Genomic DNA, 18,618 nt, shown 5'->3' on the forward strand with positions numbered 1-18,618 from the left:
AGGCTGGGTGCGTGGCTGACCCGTCGACCTACCGTCCGAAGCCGGGCGAGATCCCGGTCGACCCGGGCGTCTACCGATTCCGGGACAAGGACGGCCGGGTCATCTACGTCGGCAAGGCGAAGTCTCTGCGCAGCCGGCTGTCGTCGTACTTCCAGGACATCGCGGCGCTGCACCCACGCACGCGCACCATGGTGCAGACCGGTGCGAGCGTGGAGTGGACCGTCGTCCGCAACGAGGTCGAGGCCCTGCAGCTGGAGTACTCCTGGATCAAGGAGTACGACCCGCGGTTCAACGTCAAGTATCGCGACGACAAGTCCTATCCCTACCTGGCCGTGACGATGGGCGAGGAGTTTCCTCGCGCCCAGGTCATGCGCGGGGCGAAGCGGAAGGGCACGCGCTACTTCGGCCCCTACGCGCACGCCTGGGCGATCCGCGAGACGCTGGACCAGCTGCTTCGGGTGTTCCCGTTGCGCACCTGCAGCAGCGGCGTGTTCAAGCGGGCCGGCCAGGTCGGACGTCCGTGCCTCCTGGGATACATCGAGAAGTGCTCTGCGCCCTGCGTCGGCCGGGTGAGCCCCGAGGAGCACCGGGACATCGCAGCGGACTTCTGTGACTTCATGGCCGGCAACACGAGCCGGTTCGTCAAGCGTCTCGAGCGCGAGATGAAGGCCGCGAGCAGTGCCCTGGAGTTCGAGCAGGCCGCGCGCCTCCGCGACGACATCGCGGCACTCGAGAAGGCGCTGGAGCGGTCGGCGATCGTGCTCGGCGACGCCACCGACGCCGACGTGTTCGCGCTGAGCGGTGACGAGCTCGAGGCGGCGGTGCAGGTCTTCCACGTGCGCGGCGGTCGCGTCCGTGGGCAGCGCGGCTGGGTCGTGGAGATCCAGTCCGAGGGCGACCTCGGTCTTCCCGAGGTGGTGGAGCACCTGCTCCAGCAGGTCTACGGCGGGGAGTCGGCCGAGGGCGTACCGCGTGAGGTGCTCGTCCCGGTGCTCCCGCCCGATCCCGACATCGTCGCGGCGTGGTTGAGCAACCTGCGCGGAGCACAGGTGGACCTGCGCGTCCCCCAGCGGGGAGACAAGCGGACCCTGATGGAGACCGTGACGCGCAACGCCGAGCAGTCGCTGGCCCGGCACAAGGTCGCCCGCGCCGGCGATCTGACGGCTCGCAGCCAGGCCCTTCAGGAGCTGCAGGAGGCTCTCGCCCTGTCTCAGGCGCCGCTGCGCATCGAGTGCTTCGACGTCAGCCATGTCCAGGGCACCCAGGTCGTCGCCTCGATGGTCGTCTTCGAGGACGGGCTGCCGCGCAAGGGGGAGTACCGGCGGTTCATCGTCCGTGGCGAGGTCCAGCCCGACGGCACGGTCCGGATGGACGACACCGCAGCCATGGACGAGGTCCTCACCCGCCGCTTCCGCCGCTACCTCGAGGATCGCGACCAGGCCGGTGACGTCGAGCTGGACGCCGGCGAGGCCAGCGGTGGCCTGATCGACGAGGAGACCGGCAAACCCAAGAGATTCGCCTACCCACCCCAGCTGGTCGTCGTCGACGGCGGGCGCCCCCAGGTGCAGGCGGCGCAACGCGCTCTCGAGCGGCTGGGCATCGACGACGTCGCGGTCGTCGGCTTGGCCAAGCGCCTCGAGGAGGTCTGGCTGCCAGACGATGAGTTCCCGGTGGTGCTGCCGCGCACCAGCGAGGGCCTCTACCTGTTGCAACGGGTGCGCGACGAGGCGCACCGGTTCGCGATCACCTTCCACCGTCAGCGCCGGTCCAAGGCGATGACCACCTCGGCGCTCGACGGCATCCCGGGTCTGGGCGAGGTGCGCCGCAAAGCACTGCTCAAAGAGTTCGGGTCCGTCAAGAAGCTCCGCGCCGCCTCTGAGGAAGAGCTCGTGGCCGTCAAGGGTGTCGGTCCCAACCTCGCGCGCACCATCCACACCGCTCTGCGCGAGGATGCGGGTACGACTCCTGCGGTCAATGCGATGACCGGAGAGGTGCTGGACTAGTGGAGGAGGGCCGCATGAGCCAAGCGGACGTCGCGGATCAACCGACCAAGCAGCTGCTGATCGTCACAGGGATGAGCGGCGCCGGCCGATCCACTGTCGCGAACGTCCTCGAGGACCGTGGCTGGTACGTCATCGACAACCTGCCGCCCCAGATGCTCGTCCCGATGGCCGAGCTGCTCGAGGACGATGGTCAGGCGACCGCTCGCTTCGCCGCGGTCGTCGACGTACGCAGCCGTGCCTTCTTCACTGACTTCCGTGACGGGCTCGACCGGTTGCGTGACCACGGCTGGCGGCCCACGGTGGTCTTCGTCGACGCGACAGACGAGTCCCTCGTACGACGCTTTGAGTCCGTCCGCCGTCCGCACCCTCTGCAGGGTGACGGTCGGATGCTCGACGGCATCCTGCGCGAGCGGGAGATGCTGCGTGACCTGCGTTCCAACGCCGACCTGCTGATCGACACCAGCGGCCTCAACGTGCACCAGCTGACCGCCAAGGTGCAGGAGCTCGTCGGCGGTGATGAGCGGCCCGAGCTGCGGATCGCGGTGATGTCCTTCGGCTTCAAGTACGGCATCCCGCTGGACGCCGACCTCGTCTTCGACATGCGCTTCCTGCCCAACCCGTTCTGGAATCCCGAGCTGCGTCCTTTCAGCGGCAAGGACAAGGTGGTGTCAGATTTCGTGCTGGCCCAGCCCGGGGCGGCCGAGTTCGTGGAGCGGGTCCTGGCGTTGCTCGAGCCGATGACTGCCGGCTATCTGCGCGAGGGTCGCAGCTACGTGACGCTGGCTGTGGGCTGCACCGGCGGCAAGCACCGGTCGGTCGCGATCGCCGAGGAGCTGGCTCGCCGGATCGACGCTCCCCAGATCGGGACGCTTGTCGTCCACCGTGACCTGGGGCGCGAGTGACTTCGCCCGACGTCGGCGTCCTCAGAACCCGAGGCGGCTACATCAAGCGCCCCGCAGTGGCGGCGCTCGGCGGTGGTCACGGACTGGCCGCGTCGTTGCAGGCGCTGCAGCCGGTCACCGACCGGATCACCGCGATCGTGACGGTGGCCGATGACGGCGGGTCGAGCGGCCGGCTGCGTGAGGAGTTCGACATCCTCCCGCCCGGTGATCTGCGGATGGCGCTCTCGGCATTGTGCAGCAGCTCCGAGTGGGGTCTGCAGTGGCGCGATGCCCTCCAGCACCGGTTCCCAGGTGAGGGCCCGCTGGGCGGACACGCCCTGGGCAACCTGCTCATCGCCTCGCTCTGGGACCTGCTCGGAGATCCGGTTGCGGGACTCGATCTGGTCGGGCGGCTGCTCGGCGCGCACGGTCGGGTGCTGCCGATGGCTGTGGAGCCGGTTCGCATTGCTGCCACGGTGGTCGGCGCCGACCCGGCTCGCCCCGAGGACGTCACGGACGTGGTCGGCCAGGTACAGGTGGCGACGACGCCGGGGCGGGTGCTGTCCGTACGACTGGACCCTGACCCGCCGACAGCGTGCCCGGAGGCCGTTCAGGCCATCCTCGATGCCGACTGGGTGATCCTCGGACCAGGCTCGTGGTTCACGTCGGTCATGCCTCACCTGCTGGTGCCCGAGCTGCGAGATGCGTTGGTACACACACGTGCTCGGCGGATGCTGGCGCTCAACATGGTCATGAACACCGGCGAGACTACCGGCTTCAGCGCCTCGGATCACCTCGAGGTACTCGCGGCTCATGCGCCCGATCTGCACCTCGACGTCGTGCTCGCCGATCCCTCGGTGGTCGACGGCGACGGCGACCAGATCAGCGACACAGCGGCGGCCATGGGCGCCGAGCTCGTGTACTCGTCGGTGGCTGATCCGGACCAGCCGGGCACCCACGACACCCTTCGACTCGCGGCCGCTTACAGAGACGTGATGGAGTAAAGACCTTTGCCGGGTTTTGACCCGGAGTGGTTACAGTGCAAATGGTTTCGCCCGGGGGCACTCGCGGGACGACAGATGATGCACCTGGTGAAAGGATGACGGCATGGCCATGACGGCCAAGGTCAAGGACGAGCTCAGCAGAACTTCCGTGACCAAGACCTGCTGTCGCAAGGCCGAGATCGCCGCAGTGCTCCGGTTTGCGGGCGGGCTGCACATCGTCGGCGGGCGCATCGTGATCGAGGCCGAGCTCGATACGGCCAACGCGGCGCGGCGACTGCGACAGGACATCGCGGATGTCTACGGCCATCCCTCCGAGGTGATGGTTCTCAGCGGCGGTGGTATTCGCAAAGGCACCCGCTATGTCGTACGCGTGGTCCAGGACGGTGAGTCGCTGGCCCGTCAGACCGGGCTCATCGACCAGCGCGGCCGACCCGTACGAGGGCTTCCGCCCAAGGTGGTCAACGGCTCGGCGTGCGACGCCGAGGCAGCCTGGCGGGGTGCGTTCCTCGCGCACGGCTCGCTGACCGAGCCCGGCCGGTCCTCGTCCCTGGAGCTGACCTGCCCTGGCCCCGAGGCCGCCCTGGCGCTGGTCGGAGCCGCTCGGCGGCTCGGCATCCAGGCGAAAGCCCGCGAGGTCCGCGGCATCGACCGGGTCGTGATCCGGGACGGTGACGCCATCGGCGCCATGCTGACCCGGCTCGGCGCACACGAGTCGGTGCTGGAGTGGGAGGAGCGGCGGATGCGCCGCGAGGTCCGCGCGACGGCCAACCGGCTCGCCAACTTCGACGACGCCAACCTGCGTCGCTCGGCTCGCGCTGCCGTAGCCGCCGGCGCTCGGGTGGAGCGGGCCCTGGAGATCCTCGCCGAGGAGGTTCCCGACCACCTGGCTCAGGCAGGGCGTCTGCGGCTGGAGCACAAGCAGGCCAGTCTCGAAGAGCTCGGCCAGCTCGCTGACCCGCCCATGACCAAGGACGCGGTGGCCGGACGCATCCGGCGACTGCTGGCGATGGCCGACAAACGCGCCGAGGACCTCGGTGTCGCCGGCACCGAGGCCAACCTCACGCCGGACATGCTGGACAGCTGACGTCCGTACGACGGGGGCTACGGTCCAGTCTTCGGCCACCGTCAAAGCGCGGCGACCTCCGCCTATAGGGTTGAGGCGTCGTCCATCGCTGCACGGCCGACGCCACCGGCGGGCCGACATGCACAGCGTCTCCTGAAAAGAAGGGCTTGGTCTCGTGACCGTTCGCGTGGGTATCAATGGCTTTGGCCGCATCGGCCGCAACTTCTACCGGGCGGTCGTCGCCTCCGGTGCCGACATCGAGGTGGTCGGGGTCAACGACCTGACCGACAACGCGACCTTGGCGCACCTGCTGAAGTACGACACGATCCTCGGCCGCTTCCCCGGCGAGATCAGCTCCACAGACACCGACATCACGGTTGACGGCAAGACCTTCAAGGCGTTCGCCGAGCGGGACCCGGCCAACCTGCCCTGGGGTGAGCTGGGCGCTGACGTCGTCGTCGAGTCGACGGGCATCTTCACCGACGCGGAGAAGGCCAAGGTCCACGTCGACGGCGGCGCCAAGAAGGTCATCATCTCGGCGCCGGCCAAGAACGAGGACGTCACCATCGTGATGGGCGTCAACCAGGACCAGTACGACCCGGCCAAGCACACGATCATCAGCAACGCATCGTGCACGACCAACTGCCTCGGCCCGATGGCCAAGGTGCTCAACGACGAGTTCGGCATCGTCAAGGGTCTGATGACCACGATCCACGCCTACACCGCGGACCAGAACCTGCAGGACGGGCCGCACAAGGACCTGCGTCGCGCGCGCGCCGCGGCCCTCAACATCGTCCCCACCTCGACCGGTGCAGCCAAGGCGATCGGCCTGGTCATGCCCGAGCTCAAGGGCAAGCTGGACGGCTACGCGCTGCGTGTCCCGGTGCCGACCGGCTCGGCCACCGACCTCACCTTCGAGGCCGGCCGCGAGACCACCGTCGAAGAGGTCAACGCGGCGGTCAAGAAGGCCTCCGAGGGCGAGCTCAAGGGTCTGCTGACCTACACCGACGACGACATCGTCTCCTCCGACATCGTCACCGACCCGGCGTCGTGCATCTTCGACTCCGGCCTGACCAAGGTGATCGGCAACCAGGTCAAGGTCGTCGGTTGGTATGACAACGAGTGGGGCTACTCCAACCGTCTCGTCGACCTCGTCGCGCTCGTCGGCAAGGGTCTGTGAGCTGATGCGCACGATCGATGACCTCGGTGACCTCACCGGCCAGAAGGTCCTGCTCCGCAGCGACCTGAACGTCCCGCTCGACGACGAGGGCGCCATCACCGATGACGGCCGCGTTCGAGCATCGGTCCCGACCATCAAGGTGCTGACCGAACGTGGGGCCCGGGTCATCGTGTGCGCACACCTCGGCCGTCCCAAGGGCGAGCCCGACCCGAAGTACTCCCTCAAGCCGGTGGCGGAGCGGCTCGGCGAGCTGCTCGGCAGCCCCGTGGCGTTCGCTCAGGACACCGTCGGGGACTCGGCCAAAGCGGTCGTCGACAGCCTCGAGAACGGTCAGGTCGCCCTGCTGGAGAACCTCCGGTTCAACGCCGGCGAGACCGGCAAGACGCCGCAGGACCGGGCCGAGTTCGCCGACCAGCTTGCGTCGCTGGCCGACGTCTTCGTCAGCGATGGGTTCGGTGTGGTCCACCGTGAGCAGGCCAGCGTCTACGACGTCGCCGAGCGCCTTCCGCAGGCGGCCGGTGGTCTGGTCCTGACCGAGGTCCAGGTCCTGGAGCAGCTCACCAAGCCGCGCCGCCCGTACGCCGTGGTGCTCGGTGGCGCCAAGGTCAGCGACAAGCTCGGTGTCATCGAGAACCTGCTCAAGGAGGCCGACCTGCTGCTCATCGGCGGCGGCATGGCCTTCACGTTCCTCAAGGCCCAGGGCTACGAGGTCGGCAAGAGCCTCCTTGAGGAGGACCAGGTCGCCACCGTCAAGGGCTACCTCGCCGAGGCCGAGAACCACGGCGTCGACATCGTGCTGCCCGTGGACGTGGTGGCGGCAACCGAGTTCTCCGCCGACGCGGACCACGAGGTCGTTCCCGTCGATGCGATCCCGGCCGACCGGATGGGCCTGGACATCGGCCCGGACTCCGCGCAGCTGTTCGCGGAGAAGGTCACGACCGCCAAGACGACCTTCTGGAACGGCCCGATGGGCGCGTTCGAGATGGCTCCGTACGCCGACGGCACCAAGGTGCTGGCGCAGGCGCTGGTCGATGCGACGAAGGCCGGTGCCGTGACGGTGGTCGGCGGGGGAGACTCCGCTGCAGCCGTACGCGCGCTGGGCTTTGCCGACGACGACTTCACCCATATCTCCACGGGTGGCGGCGCCAGCCTGGAGTACCTCGAGGGCAAGACCCTGCCGGGTCTCGCCGTGCTGGAGGACTGAGCAGATGGCCAAGGACACCGCAAAGCCGGCGCGTACCCCGCTGATGGCGGGCAACTGGAAGATGAACCTCGATCATCTCCAGGCAGCGCACCTGCTCCAAAAGCTCGACTGGACCCTGCGTGACGGACGGCACGACTTCGGTGCCGTCGAGGTGGCGGTGCTGCCGCCGTTCACCGACCTGCGCACCGTGCAGACGCTGATCGACGGCGACAAGCTCAAGATCCGGCTCGGGGCGCAGGACCTCTCGGTGCACGCCAGCGGCGCCTACACCGGTGAGGTGTCCGGTGCCTTCCTCGCCAAGCTCGGCTGCACCTATGTCGTGGTCGGGCACAGCGAGCGCCGGCAGTACCACCACGAGACCGACGACGTCGTCAAGCTGAAGGTGCAGGCCGCCTACCAGCACGGGCTCACGCCGATCTTGTGTGTCGGTGAGCCACTCGAGGTGCGTCAGGCCGGCAACCAGGTCGAGCACACCATCGGCCAGTTGGATGCTGCGCTGGATAGGCTCGAGGCGGAGCAGGCGAGCAGTGTCGTCGTCGCGTACGAGCCGGTCTGGGCGATCGGCACGGGTGAGGTCGCGACGCCGGACGACGCGCAGGAAGTGTGCGCGGCCATCCGAGCGCGCCTGGCCGAGCTCTACTCGGCCGGCCTGGCGAAGGGCGTACGCGTCCTCTACGGCGGCAGCGTCAAGGCGGGCAACGTGGCCGCGATCATGGCGCAGACCGACGTGGATGGTGCGCTGGTCGGTGGCGCGTCCATCGACCCGGTCGAGTTCTCCTCCATCTGTCGCTATCGAAGCCACCACGGCGCCGACGCGAGCTGAACACCTCCAGCCCTACCCTCCTGTAACCTGTAGCGGATGGTCATCCGACCGTTCTGACCCGATTCGTAAGGTGATTCCCTAGTGGACGCGGTGCGTGTTGCCCTCCAGGTTGTGCTGATCGTCAGCGGTCTCTTCCTGGTCATGCTGATCCTCATGCACAAGGGCAAGGGCGGTGGCCTCTCCGACATGTTCGGTGGTGGCGTGTCCAGCAGCCTTGGTGGTTCGTCGATCGCCGAGCGCAACCTCAACCGGATCACGGTGGGTGTCGGAGTGCTCTGGTTCGCCACGATCGTGGGCCTCGGCCTCGTCGAGCGCTTCGCCTGATCCGTATCCCGCAGCAGTTCCTAGAGCGAGGAGAGATCCAACGTGGCCGGTGGTAACGCGATTCGCGGCAGCCGTGTCGGTGCAGGCCCCATGGGCGAAGCCGAGCGTGGCGAGGCCGCACCGCGCGTCGTCGTCTCGTACTGGTGCTCCAACGGGCACGAGACACGACCTAGTTTTGCCGAGGAGCCAAGCCTCAGCGTCCCGGAGCAGTGGGACTGCCCCCGCTGTGGTTTCCCGGCCGGCCAGGATCAGGAGAACCCTCCTGCACCTCCGCGCGTCGAGCCCTACAAGACGCACCTGGCTTATGTGAAGGAGCGTCGCAGCGACGAGGAGGGCGCCGTCATTCTCGACGAGGCCCTGGAGTCACTGCGGTCGCGCGGCCTGATCCGCTAGACGCAGACATCACGAAGGCGCGGCACCCGGTCTCGGGCGCCGCGCCTTCGTCATGCGGAGTCGGTCTCTGGCGGATCGGCGGTCAGGTCAGCTGGGCAGCTGCCGCGTCATCGAGCCACCACACCGTCGCATCCGTGCCGTGTACGCCGGCTGCCGGAGCCTGGTGCCGGTCGGCACCGCCGAGAGCCCTGGCCACCGCGTCGGCCTTGTCGGCCCCGGCCACCATGAGCCAGACCTCTCGTGCGGCGTTGAGCGTGGGATAGGTCATGGAGATCCGGTCCGGCGGCGGCTTGGGGGAGTCGTGGATCGCGACGGCGGCCGTCGCGTCGATGTCGAGGGCCGGATGGCCAGGGAACAGCGACGCCACATGGGCGTCGGGCCCCACACCGAGCATGAGCACGTCGAACGCCGGCACGGTCTCGCCGTCACCGGCCGCCGTGGCGAGCTGGTCGGCATAGCGTGCCGCGCCGTCCTCAGTGGTGACACCCTCGTCGCTGGCCGCCATCGGGTGCACCCGTGCGGGGTCCAGAGGCAGGCGGTCCAGCAGCGCCTGCCTGGCCTGGACCTCGTTGCGTTCACCGTCGCCGAACGGGACGAATCGTTCGTCACCCCACCAGATCTCGACTGCTGACCAGTCGATCTCGTCGGCACGACCGCTGGCTCCGAGCGCCTCGAGACTCGCGGAACCCATCGAGCCGCCGGTGAGGACGACATGGGCGACACCTCGGTCGCGCTGCGCGGTCAGGATCCGGTCGACAAGCCGGCCGGCGATCTGAGCGGACAGCGTCGCCTTGTCCGGGCGCCGGACGATCTCCGGTGCGCCGAACTCATCACCGCTCATGACTTCTTCTTGGGCGTGGTCGCCCGGGCGGTGGACTTCTTGGGCGTGGTCGCCCGGGCGGTGGACTTCTTGGTCGTCGCCCCGGACGTCTTGGCCGCGAGCTTGCGACGCGCGGCCTTCTTGACGGTCGGAGCATCCTTCGTGGCGGACGGGGCGGCCTCGACCATGGCGTTGCCGGTCAGCTTGCGACCCTCGCGCTGCGCCTTGTCGCCGGCCTTCCGCGCGGCGGCCACCGACGGTGCTTCCCCGTCAGCGACGGCCTCGGAGGCGGTGACCGATGTCGTACCGACCAGCTTGAGGCCCTTGACCAGCGACTCCTCGTAGACCTCGTCGGCATCGAGCCGTCGCAGCTCCTCGGCCAGTGCCTGGGCGTTGCTGATCCGGGCAAGGTTGATCCGCCGGACCGGCTGACCGGGCTGGGTGAGGGTGGCGATGCTGCCCTCGGTGCGCACCAGGTCGATGGGTCCGCTGGCGCGCTCGAGACGCACACTCGACATGCCGCCTCCCGGGCGGGTCCGAGCGCGACGAACCTTGCAGCGCAACCGAACGGCCAACCACGCGGCGAGCAGGTCGGTGCTGGGCGAGTCCGACGCACCGGTCACGGTGGCTTCCGTCACCGACTCGTACGGAGCCTGGTCCAGGGCGGCGGTCAGCAGGCCGCGCCATCGGGTCAGACGCGTCCACGCGAGGTCGGTGTCGCCATCGGCGTAGTTCGACGCCCGACGCTGCAGCGTCTTGCGTGGGCTCGTGCTCGTCGCCGCGTCGGTGATACGCCGCTGGGCGATCGCGCCGATCGGCGACTTCGCGACGTCGTCCGGGCTGGTCGAGGGCCACCACAGCACAATCGGCGAGTCCGGCAGCAGAAGCGGCGTGACGACGCTGCGCCCGTGGTTGGTGAGCGCGCCGTAAAGGCGCAGCACCACGATCTCGCTCGCGCCGGCATCACCGCCGAGCCGGATCTGGGCGTCTAGGCGGTTGGCGCCCCGCTTGTTGCCCAGGACGAGCGCGATGATGCGGCTGGGGTGCTGACGGGTCGCTTCACTGGCTGCGTCGAGCGCGGCGTCGGCGTCGGCCTCGTCCACCACGATGACGAGGGTGAGGACCCGGCCGAGGGTCATCGCACCAGTCTGGTTGCGGAGCCGGACGAGCTTCTTGCTGACGTCCTGCGTCGTGGCGCTGGGCAGGTCGACGATCACCGGGGTCCCCGATCAGTATCGGAGCGAGGAACGAGCGGAGAACTGAGTGGGGTGGTCAAGGCATCCTCCAGGTCCGGCCGTCGCGGCGCATCATCTCGTCGGCGTTGTCCGGGCCCCACCCGCCGGAGTCATAGGGGAGTGGTCGACCGTTGCGTGACCAGAACTTCTCGACCGGGTCGAGGATCTGCCACGACAGCTCGACCTCTTCGTGCCGCGGGAACAGCGGCGGGTCGCCGAGCAGCACATCGAGAATGAGGCGCTCGTAGGCCTCCGGGCTCGACTCGGTGAAGGCGCTGCCGTAGCCGAAGTCCATCGTCACGTCCCGCACCTCCATCGACCCCGCGCCTGGCACCTTGGAGCCGAACCGCATCGTGATGCCTTCGTCCGGCTGGACGCGGATCACGATGGCGTTCTGACCGAGTTCTTCGGTCGCGGTGTCGGTGAACGGCAGGTGCGGCGCGCGTTTGAACACCACCGCGATCTCGGTGACGCGTTTGCCGAGCCGCTTGCCCGTACGCAGGTAGAACGGCACCCCTGCCCACCGGCGAGTGTGCACCTCGAGCTTGAGGGCGGCGTACGTCTCGGTGGAGGAGCGCGGGCTGATGCCGTCCTCATCGAGGTAGCCGATGACCTTCTCGCTGCCCTGCCAGCCTGCGGCGTACTGCCCTCGGGCGCTGGACTTGGCCAGATCCTTCGGCAGTCGTACGGCGGCGAGCACCTTCTCCTTCTCGGTCCGCAGATCTGAGGCCTCGAAGGAGTTGGGCTGCTCCATGGCGGTCAGCGCCATGAGCTGGAGCAGGTGGTTCTGGATCACGTCGCGCGCGGCGCCGATGCCGTCGTAGTAGCCGGCGCGACCGGCGATGCCGATGTCCTCGGCCATCGTGATCTGCACGTGGTCGACGTAGTGGGAGTTCCAGACCGGCTCGAACAGCTGGTTGGCAAAGCGCAGCGCCAAGATGTTCTGGACGGTCTCCTTGCCGAGGTAGTGATCGATCCGGAAGACCGAGTCGGCAGGAAAGACGCTCTCGACGATCGCGTTGAGCTCGCGGGCGCTCTTGAGGTCGTGTCCGAACGGCTTCTCGATGACCACCCGGCGCCACTGGCCGGGCCCGGGCTTGGACAGTCCGCTGCGTTCGAGCTGCTCGCACACGACCGAGAAGAACGCGGGCGGGATGGACAGGTAGAACGCGTGGTTGCCGCCGGTGCCGCGTGACTCGTCGAGCTCCTTGACGGTCTCCGCCAGCAGGTCGAAGGCGGCCGGGTCGTCGAATGTGCCTGGTACGAAACGGAATCCCTCGGCCAGGTTGCGCCACACCTCCTCGCGGAATGGCGTACGGGCGTGCTCGCGCACCGCCTCGTAGACGATCTTGCCGAAGTCCTGGTCCTCCCAGTCACGCCGTGCGAACCCGACGAGTGAGAAGCCCGGCGGCAGCAGCCCCCGGTTGGACAGGTCGTAGATCGCCGGCATGAGCTTCTTGCGCGCGAGGTCTCCGGTGACGCCGAACAGCACCATGCCGCACGGGCCGGCGATGCGGGGCAGTCGCTTGTCCTCGACCTGTCGGAGCGGGTTGACCCCGCGAGCGACGCGGGCTGGGCTCACGAGGCGGTGTCCTCGCTCTTCAGGTCACCTACGGCCTGCATGACCTGGGTCAGGCCGTCGTCGTGATCGGTCAGGTGCAGGCGCAGCACGGGACGTCCGTGCTCAGCGATCACCTGGGCGTCGCCACCGGCCTGGGCTGCGATGAAATCACCCAGGGTGAACTCGCGTCCGGGCACGGCAAGGTCTTCGTGAGCCGTGGTGGTGATCTGCAGGTAGACACCCTCGGGCGCGCCACCCTTGTGGTACTGCCCGGTGGAGTGCAGGAACCGAGGTCCCCAGCCGAAGGTCACCGGTCGGTTGATCGTCTTGCCCAGCGACACGCGTACGTCGGCCAGGGCGGCATCCGCGATGCGGTCGAGGTAGGCCATCACCGCGAGGTAGCCGTGCTCGGGCAGCTGTCCGACGAGTGCGGCCAGGGCCTCGTCGACGGTCTTCGCACCGCCGAGCCAGTCTCCGCCGAGGGCACGCACCTCGACAGCTCCGTCGGTGAACGCCGGGGCGTCGGCCCCGGCCGCGCCACCGTCGAGCAGAGCGCGGGCAGCCTTCTTGGCGCTCTCGACATCGGGCTGGTCGAATGGGTTGATGCCGAGCAGGCGGCCCGCAACGGCAGTCGCCGCCTCCCAGAGGAGCAGCTGAGCGCCGAGCGACCCGGACACACCGACGGCAGCATCGCCCGCGACAGCGTCTTCGGAGTCGTCGGGAAGCAGGCTGACCCAGAGCTCGTCGTCGAGCAGCTCGCCCGCGGGTGACGAGCCGACCACGACGGGCAGCAGGCCGGTGCCGTCCTTGCCGGTGCTCTCGGCGATGAGCTGCTCGGCCCAGTCACCGAAGCCGACGTTGGCGGTGCCGGCGTCGATCAGCAGCACCTTGTTGCGCAGCGGGGACGTGCCGCCCAGGGCGGCGCCGAGGCGCAGCGCCGGGTTGGCGTCGTCATCGGCGGCGAGCACATCGGTGACGGCCTCGGCCTGGTCCAGCAGAGCCTCGACATCTACACCCGCGAGTCCGCTCGGCACCAGACCGAAGGCCGTCAGCGCGGAGTAGCGACCACCGACCTGAGGGTCGGCGTTCACGACGCGGTAGCCGGCCTGGCGGGCCTCCCCGTCCAGGGGACTGCCCGGGTCGGTGACGACGACGATGCGCTCGGTGGGGTCGATGCCGGCGTCCTTGAACGCCTGCTCGTAGATCCGCCGCTGGCTGTCGGTCTCCACGGTCGAGCCGGACTTGGACGACACGACCACGATCGTCTTGTCGAGCCGGTCATCGATGGCGGCGCGCACCATGTCGGGCTGGGAGGAGTCCAGCACCGTGAGAGGTACGCCGGCCGTGGCGCAGATGACCTCGGGCGCGAGCGAGGAGCCGCCCATGCCGCAGAGCACGACGTGGTCCAGACCCCGCGAGGTCATCTCGTCACGGATCGCGGCGATCTCGCCGACGAGCGGCCGGGAGGACCGGGCCAACGAGACCCAGGAGAGCCGCTTGGCGGACTCCTCCTCGGCGGCCGGGCCCCACAAGGTGTGGTCCTGGTCGAAGAGCCGGCTGGCGAACTTCTGCTCGACCAGTGCGCTCAGGTGCGCGTCGATGGCATCGGCAGCGGCGCCCGATGCGGTGACCGCGACCGAGCTGCTGGAGGTGTCGTTCACGCTCAGGCCTCCTGCGTGGCGTAGTCGGCGCTGTCCCCGGCCTTGGTGAGCTCTCCCTGCACGCTGGCCAGCAGCTCGGCCCAGGACTTGTCGAACTTGTCGACACCCTCGGTCTCCAGAACGCCGACCACATCGGCGTAGCTGACGCCGAGCGCCTCGAGGTCGTCGAGCACCTTCTTGGCGTCGGCGTAGTTGCCCGTGACCTGGTCGCCCTTGATCTCGCCGTGGTCGGCGACGGCCGCGAGAGTCTTGGGCGGCATCGTGTTGACGGTGTCGGACACGGCCAGGTCGACGACGTACATCGTGTCGGAGTACGCCGGGTCCTTGACTCCCGTCGAGGCCCACAGCGGCCGCTGGACGTGCGCACCGTCGTCAGCGAGCGTCTGCCAGCGTGACGTGCCGAAGACCTCTTCGAAGGCCTGGTACGCGAGGCGGGCGTTGGCGACACCGGCCCGGCCCTTCAACGCCTTGGCCTCGTCAGAACCGATGGCGTCGAGACGCTTGTCGATCTCGGAGTCGACGCGCGAGACGAAGAACGAGGCGACCGAGCGGATCGTCGAGAGGTCCTTGCCGTTCTGCCGGGCCTGCTCCAGGCCCGTGAGGAAGGCGTTCATGACACCGCGGTAGCGGTCAAGGCTGAAGATCAGCGTGACGTTGACGCTGATGCCCTCGGCGAGCGTCTGCGAGATGGCGGGCAGGCCCTCGACGGTGGCCGGGATCTTGATCATCACGTTGGGGCGGTCGACGGAGGCCCAGAGCTTCTTGGCCATCTCGACGGTGGCCTCGGTGTCCTTGGCCAGGCGCGGGTCGACCTCGATGCTGACCCGGCCGTCCTGGCCCTCGGTCGCGTCGTAGACCGGTCGCATGACGTCGCAGGCGTTGCGGACGTCGTCGGTCGTGATCGCGAAGACGGCGTCGTCGACATTGGCGCCACCGTCGGCGAGCTCCTTGACCTGGCCGTTGTAAGCGGTCCCGTCCTTGAGGGCGGTCGCGAAGATCGTCGGGTTGGTCGTGACACCGACGACGTCCTGCTCGTCGATGAGCTTCTGGAGCTCACCCGAGCTGATCATCGGGCGGTTGAGGTCATCCAGCCAGATCGAGACGCCGGTGTCCGAGAGCGCCTTGAGGCGGGGGTTGGTAGTAGCCATGTCAGTTGCCTCCTGCAGCCGTGATGGAGTCCTGCGCGGCCTGGACCACGGCGTCCGTGGTGAAGCCGAACTGGGTGAACAGGGTCTTCGCGTCGGCGCTGGCCCCGAAGTGGTCGATGCCGATGATGCGGCCGGCGTCGCCGACCACCTCGCGCCAGCCGAACGGCGTCGCCGCCTCGACACTGACGCGTGCGCGAACGGTCGGCGGCAGCACCTCGTCCCGGTAGGACTGGTCCTGCTGGTCGAACCACTCGCGACAAGGCATCGACACCACACGAGCGTCAACGCCCTTGTCCTTCAAGGCCTTCCGCGCCTCGACGGCCAGGCTGAGCTCCGAGCCCGTCGCGACCAGGATGACGTCCGGCGTGTCCTTGTCGGAGTCGGCGAGGACGTACGCGCCCTTGGCCACACCGTCGGCCGGCGCGTACTCGGTGCGGTCCAGAGTCGGCAGCGCTTGGCGAGTGAGCGCCAGGGCTGACGGGTGGTCGGTGGTGCCCAAGATCGTGCGCCAGGCGACGGCCGTCTCGTTGGCGTCACCCGGACGTACGACAGCAAGTCCGGGGATCGCCCGCAGCGCTGCCAGGTGCTCGATCGGCTGATGGGTCGGGCCGTCCTCGCCGAGACCGATCGAGTCGTGTGTCCAGACGTAGGTGACCGGCAGCTGCTGGATCGACGCGAGCCGGACTGCGGGACGCATGTAGTCGGAGAACACCAGGAACGTGCCGCCGTAGGGCTTGGTGAGTCCCTCGAGGGCGATGCCGTTGAGGATCATGCCCATGGCGTTCTCGCGGATACCGAAGTGCAGGGTGCGGCCGTAGGGTCCGCCCTCCCACGCCTTGGTCTGCTTGGACGCCGGGATGAAGCTCGGCTCGCCCTCCATGGTCGTGTTGTTGGACTCGGCCAGGTCGGCCGAGCCGCCCCACAGCTCGGGCAGCACCGGCGCCAGCGCGGTGAGGACCTTGCCGGACGCGGCGCGAGTCGCGATGCCCTTGGGGTCGGCCTCGAACACGGGGAACGCATCGGCGAAGCCTTCGGGCAGCTTGTGGGCCAGCACCCGGTCGAGGAGCTCAACGCGCTCCGGGTTGGCAGCCCGCCAGGCGTCGTACGTCTTCTGCCAGTCCGCGTGCGCGGCCTTGCCCCGCTCGGCGGCCTTGCGGGTGTGGTTGATCACGTCGTCGCTGACCTCGAAGGTCTGCTCGGGGTCGAAGCCGAGGAGCTTCTTGGTGCCGGCAACCTCCTCGTCACCGAGGGCTGAGCCGTGGGCCTTGCCCGTGTCGCGCTTGGTCGGCGCCGGCCAGCCGATGATCGTGCGCAGCACGACGATGCTGGGCTTGTCGGCGACCTGCTTGCCCGCCTCGATCGCTTCGTGCAGCGCGTCGACGTCCTCGGTGTAGCCGCCCTTGCCCTCTGTCGAGGCGCGCCAGTCGACGACGCGGACGTCCCAGCCGTAGGACTCGTAGCGCTTGGCCACGTCCTCGGAGAAGGAGATGTCGGTGTTGTCCTCGATCGAGATCGAGTTCTCGTCATAGACCAGGGTCAGGTTGCCCAGCTCCTGGTGGCCCGCGAGCGAAGAGGCCTCGGACGCAACACCTTCCATGATGTCGCCGTCGGAGGCGATGACGTAGATGTGGTGGTCGAACGGGCTCGTGCCCGGTGCGGCGTCCGGGTCGAACAGACCCCGCTGACGGCGCTGCGCCATCGCCATGCCGACGGCCGATGCGAGACCGGAGCCGAGCGGACCGGTCGTGATGTCGACGCCCTTGGTGTGGTGCACCTCGGGGTGACCGGGCGTCAGCGAGCCCCAGGTCCGCAGTGACTTCAGGTCATCGAGCTCGAGGCCGGAGCCGGACAGGTAGAGCTGGATGTACTGGGTCAGGCTGGAGTGGCCGCACGACAGCACGAAGCGGTCGCGACCGAACCACTCGGTGTCAGTGGGGTCGTAGCGCATGACGTTCTGGTAGAGCAGGTAGGCCAACGGAGCCAGGCTCATGGCCGTGCCCGGGTGACCGTTGCCGACCTTCTGGACGGCGTCGGCGGCGAGAACTCGGACGGTGTCGACAGCTCGCACGTCGAGCTCGCTCCAGCCGGTCTTCTCGACGATCGGCGCGGCGAGGCTGGGATCACGCTGACCCACGGTGCTCTGCTGCTGGTCCTGACTCACGGATGCTGGCTCCTCTGCACTGGGGCAACGACGTTCGGGTTTGAGCCTAGACCCGACGGTGGGTCGCGAGAACGCCCCGGGCCGCGTGGCTAGACTGTGCTTCAACGACAGCGTGTCGTAGCCACTTCAGCGGCGACCCGCCTGCGCTCCCAGCCCCCAGCTTCCGAAGGACACCGTGACCGCCATCGAGCCGCGCTCCGCTGCCGACCGCGGGACCTCGCGTACGCCGACTGGCGGGCTCACGCCGACGCGGTCACGACGCGACGTCGTCGCCGACTACGTCTCGCTGACCAAGCCGCGCATCATCGAGCTCCTGCTGGTCACGACGTTCCCGGTGATGTTCCTGGCCGAGCAGGGTGTGCCGGGTCTTTGGCTCATCGTCGCCACGCTTGTGGGTGGCTCGTTGTCAGCCGGCTCGGCCAACACGCTGAACTGCTACCTCGACCGCGACATCGACGCCAAGATGCACCGCACCGAGGGCCGGCCGCTGGCGACCGGCGTCATCGCGCCGCGCAACGCGCTGATCTTCGGCGTCGTGCTCGGCATCATCTCGGTGCTCTGGCTCGGGCTGCTCGTGAACTGGCTGTCGGCAGCGCTCTCGCTTGCGGCCAACGTGCTCTACGTCGGCTTCTACACACTGCTGCTGAAGCGCCGGACGTCCCAGAACATCGTGTGGGGCGGCGTCGCCGGCTGCATGCCGGTCCTGATCGGCTGGTCGGCAGTCACCAACTCCCTCTCGTGGGAAGCCCTGGTGCTCTTCCTGGTCGTGTTCTTCTGGACGCCGCCGCACTACTGGCCGCTGTCCATGCGGTTCCGTGACGACTACGCCGCAGCAGGCGTGCCCATGCTCCCGGTCATCGCCAAGGACGTCGCGGTCGCGCGACAGGTCGTTCTCTACAGCTGGGCGACCGTGCTGACCTCGATCGCTCTGGTGCCGGTCGGCGACATGGGCTGGATCTATCTGCTGACGGCAGTGGCCAGCGGCACGATCTTCCTGCTCGAGGCACACAAGCTGTTGCTGCGCGCGCGCTCGGACGCCCCGTCCTCGAGCCTGCGGCCGATGCGGCTGTTCCACTACTCGATCAGCTACCTGACGCTGCTGTTCATCGGCGTCGCCATCGACCCCCTGCTCCACTTCGCGCTCTGAGCTCTTGATC

At 68.5% G+C, this 18,618-nt stretch carries 16 protein-coding genes; 10 read left to right on the forward strand and 6 right to left on the reverse strand.

Annotation, left to right across the window (positions count from 1 at the left end; genetic code table 11):
• Nucleotides 1–11: 11 nt before the first annotated feature.
• From uvrC to VV02_RS14485, 9 genes are all read left to right on the forward strand, one after another.
• Nucleotides 12–2,003 (forward strand): excinuclease ABC subunit UvrC, encoded by a 1,992-nt coding sequence (gene uvrC / locus VV02_RS14445; protein WP_052592530.1) that lies wholly within the window; start codon nucleotides 12–14, stop codon nucleotides 2,001–2,003.
• A 14-nt stretch (nucleotides 2,004–2,017) separates the two neighbouring features.
• Nucleotides 2,018–2,905: an RNase adapter RapZ gene (rapZ, locus tag VV02_RS14450; protein WP_052597030.1), complete on the forward strand. Its 888-nt coding sequence runs from the start codon at nucleotides 2,018–2,020 to the stop codon at nucleotides 2,903–2,905.
• Nucleotides 2,902–3,888: a gluconeogenesis factor YvcK family protein gene (locus tag VV02_RS14455; RefSeq protein ID WP_083450175.1), complete on the forward strand. Its 987-nt coding sequence runs from the start codon at nucleotides 2,902–2,904 to the stop codon at nucleotides 3,886–3,888. Before rapZ ends, VV02_RS14455 begins: the two co-directional genes overlap by 4 nt.
• A gap of 103 nt (nucleotides 3,889–3,991) precedes the next feature.
• The gene (gene whiA, locus VV02_RS14460) at nucleotides 3,992–4,972 is read left to right on the forward strand and encodes a DNA-binding protein WhiA (protein ID WP_052592531.1); all 981 of its coding nucleotides are present in this window, start codon (nucleotides 3,992–3,994) and stop codon (nucleotides 4,970–4,972) included.
• 154 nt (nucleotides 4,973–5,126) lie between these two features.
• A complete protein-coding gene (gap, locus tag VV02_RS14465) occupies nucleotides 5,127–6,131 on the forward strand; it encodes a type I glyceraldehyde-3-phosphate dehydrogenase (protein WP_052592533.1) in 1,005 nt (334 codons plus the stop codon).
• A gap of 4 nt (nucleotides 6,132–6,135) precedes the next feature.
• Nucleotides 6,136–7,335 carry a phosphoglycerate kinase gene (locus VV02_RS14470; protein WP_052592535.1) on the forward strand — a complete coding sequence of 400 codons (1,200 nt, stop codon included), beginning with the start codon at nucleotides 6,136–6,138 and terminating at the stop codon, nucleotides 7,333–7,335.
• A gap of 4 nt (nucleotides 7,336–7,339) precedes the next feature.
• Nucleotides 7,340–8,158, forward strand: coding sequence for a triose-phosphate isomerase (gene tpiA / locus VV02_RS14475; RefSeq protein WP_052592537.1), 819 nt, complete (start codon nucleotides 7,340–7,342; stop codon nucleotides 8,156–8,158).
• Nucleotides 8,159–8,239: 81 nt separating this feature from the next.
• Nucleotides 8,240–8,482, forward strand: a complete 243-nt coding sequence (gene secG, locus VV02_RS14480) for a preprotein translocase subunit SecG (protein WP_083450176.1) — start codon at nucleotides 8,240–8,242, stop codon at nucleotides 8,480–8,482.
• Nucleotides 8,483–8,524: 42 nt separating this feature from the next.
• Entirely contained in the window at nucleotides 8,525–8,875 is a 351-nt protein-coding gene (locus VV02_RS14485) for an RNA polymerase-binding protein RbpA (RefSeq protein ID WP_083450177.1), read from the forward strand.
• Nucleotides 8,876–8,957: 82 nt separating this feature from the next.
• On the opposite strand, the gene pgl is transcribed toward VV02_RS14485, so the two are convergent.
• Genes pgl through tkt form a run of 6 tightly spaced genes read right to left on the reverse strand, consistent with a single transcriptional unit; the run spans nucleotide 8,958 to nucleotide 17,461 of the window.
• The gene (gene pgl / locus VV02_RS14490) at nucleotides 8,958–9,716 is read right to left on the reverse strand and encodes a 6-phosphogluconolactonase (RefSeq protein ID WP_052592539.1); all 759 of its coding nucleotides are present in this window, start codon (nucleotides 9,714–9,716) and stop codon (nucleotides 8,958–8,960) included.
• Nucleotides 9,713–10,912: a glucose-6-phosphate dehydrogenase assembly protein OpcA gene (locus tag VV02_RS14495; protein ID WP_052592541.1), complete on the reverse strand. Its 1,200-nt coding sequence runs from the start codon at nucleotides 10,910–10,912 to the stop codon at nucleotides 9,713–9,715. Before VV02_RS14495 ends, pgl begins: the two co-directional genes overlap by 4 nt.
• 55 nt (nucleotides 10,913–10,967) lie before the next feature.
• A complete protein-coding gene (gene zwf / locus VV02_RS14500; RefSeq protein WP_052592542.1) occupies nucleotides 10,968–12,512 on the reverse strand; it encodes a glucose-6-phosphate dehydrogenase in 1,545 nt (514 codons plus the stop codon).
• The gene (locus tag VV02_RS14505) at nucleotides 12,509–14,152 is read right to left on the reverse strand and encodes a glucose-6-phosphate isomerase (RefSeq protein WP_052592544.1); all 1,644 of its coding nucleotides are present in this window, start codon (nucleotides 14,150–14,152) and stop codon (nucleotides 12,509–12,511) included. The genes zwf and VV02_RS14505 overlap by 4 nt, the downstream gene beginning before the upstream one ends.
• A gap of 2 nt (nucleotides 14,153–14,154) precedes the next feature.
• Entirely contained in the window at nucleotides 14,155–15,300 is a 1,146-nt protein-coding gene (gene tal / locus VV02_RS14510) for a transaldolase (protein WP_052592546.1), read from the reverse strand.
• A gap of 1 nt (nucleotide 15,301) precedes the next feature.
• Nucleotides 15,302–17,461: a transketolase gene (tkt, locus tag VV02_RS14515; protein WP_052592547.1), complete on the reverse strand. Its 2,160-nt coding sequence runs from the start codon at nucleotides 17,459–17,461 to the stop codon at nucleotides 15,302–15,304.
• A gap of 175 nt (nucleotides 17,462–17,636) precedes the next feature.
• Between tkt and VV02_RS14520 the strand changes: the two genes are divergently transcribed.
• Complete coding sequence (locus tag VV02_RS14520) at nucleotides 17,637–18,608, forward strand: heme o synthase (protein ID WP_083450178.1); 972 nt, start codon at nucleotides 17,637–17,639, stop codon at nucleotides 18,606–18,608.
• The last annotated feature ends 10 nt before the right edge of the window (nucleotides 18,609–18,618 follow it).

Origin of the sequence: Luteipulveratus mongoliensis, from assembly GCF_001190945.1 — a bacterium.
Classification (GTDB): domain Bacteria; phylum Actinomycetota; class Actinomycetes; order Actinomycetales; family Dermatophilaceae; genus Luteipulveratus; species Luteipulveratus mongoliensis.

Bases quoted from the DNA above. Each gene is read 5' to 3' on its own strand.
- rapZ (WP_052597030.1), top strand. From the start codon at position 2,018: ATGAGCCAAGCGGACGTCGCGGATCAACCGACCAAGCAGCTGCTGATC.
- whiA (WP_052592531.1), top strand. From the start codon at position 3,992: ATGGCCATGACGGCCAAGGTCAAGGACGAGCTCAGCAGAACTTCCGTG.
- VV02_RS14470 (WP_052592535.1), top strand. From the start codon at position 6,136: ATGCGCACGATCGATGACCTCGGTGACCTCACCGGCCAGAAGGTCCTG.
- tpiA (WP_052592537.1), top strand. From the start codon at position 7,340: ATGGCCAAGGACACCGCAAAGCCGGCGCGTACCCCGCTGATGGCGGGC.
- pgl (WP_052592539.1), bottom strand. From the start codon at position 9,716: ATGAGCGGTGATGAGTTCGGCGCACCGGAGATCGTCCGGCGCCCGGAC.
- tal (WP_052592546.1), bottom strand. From the start codon at position 15,300: ATGGCTACTACCAACCCCCGCCTCAAGGCGCTCTCGGACACCGGCGTC.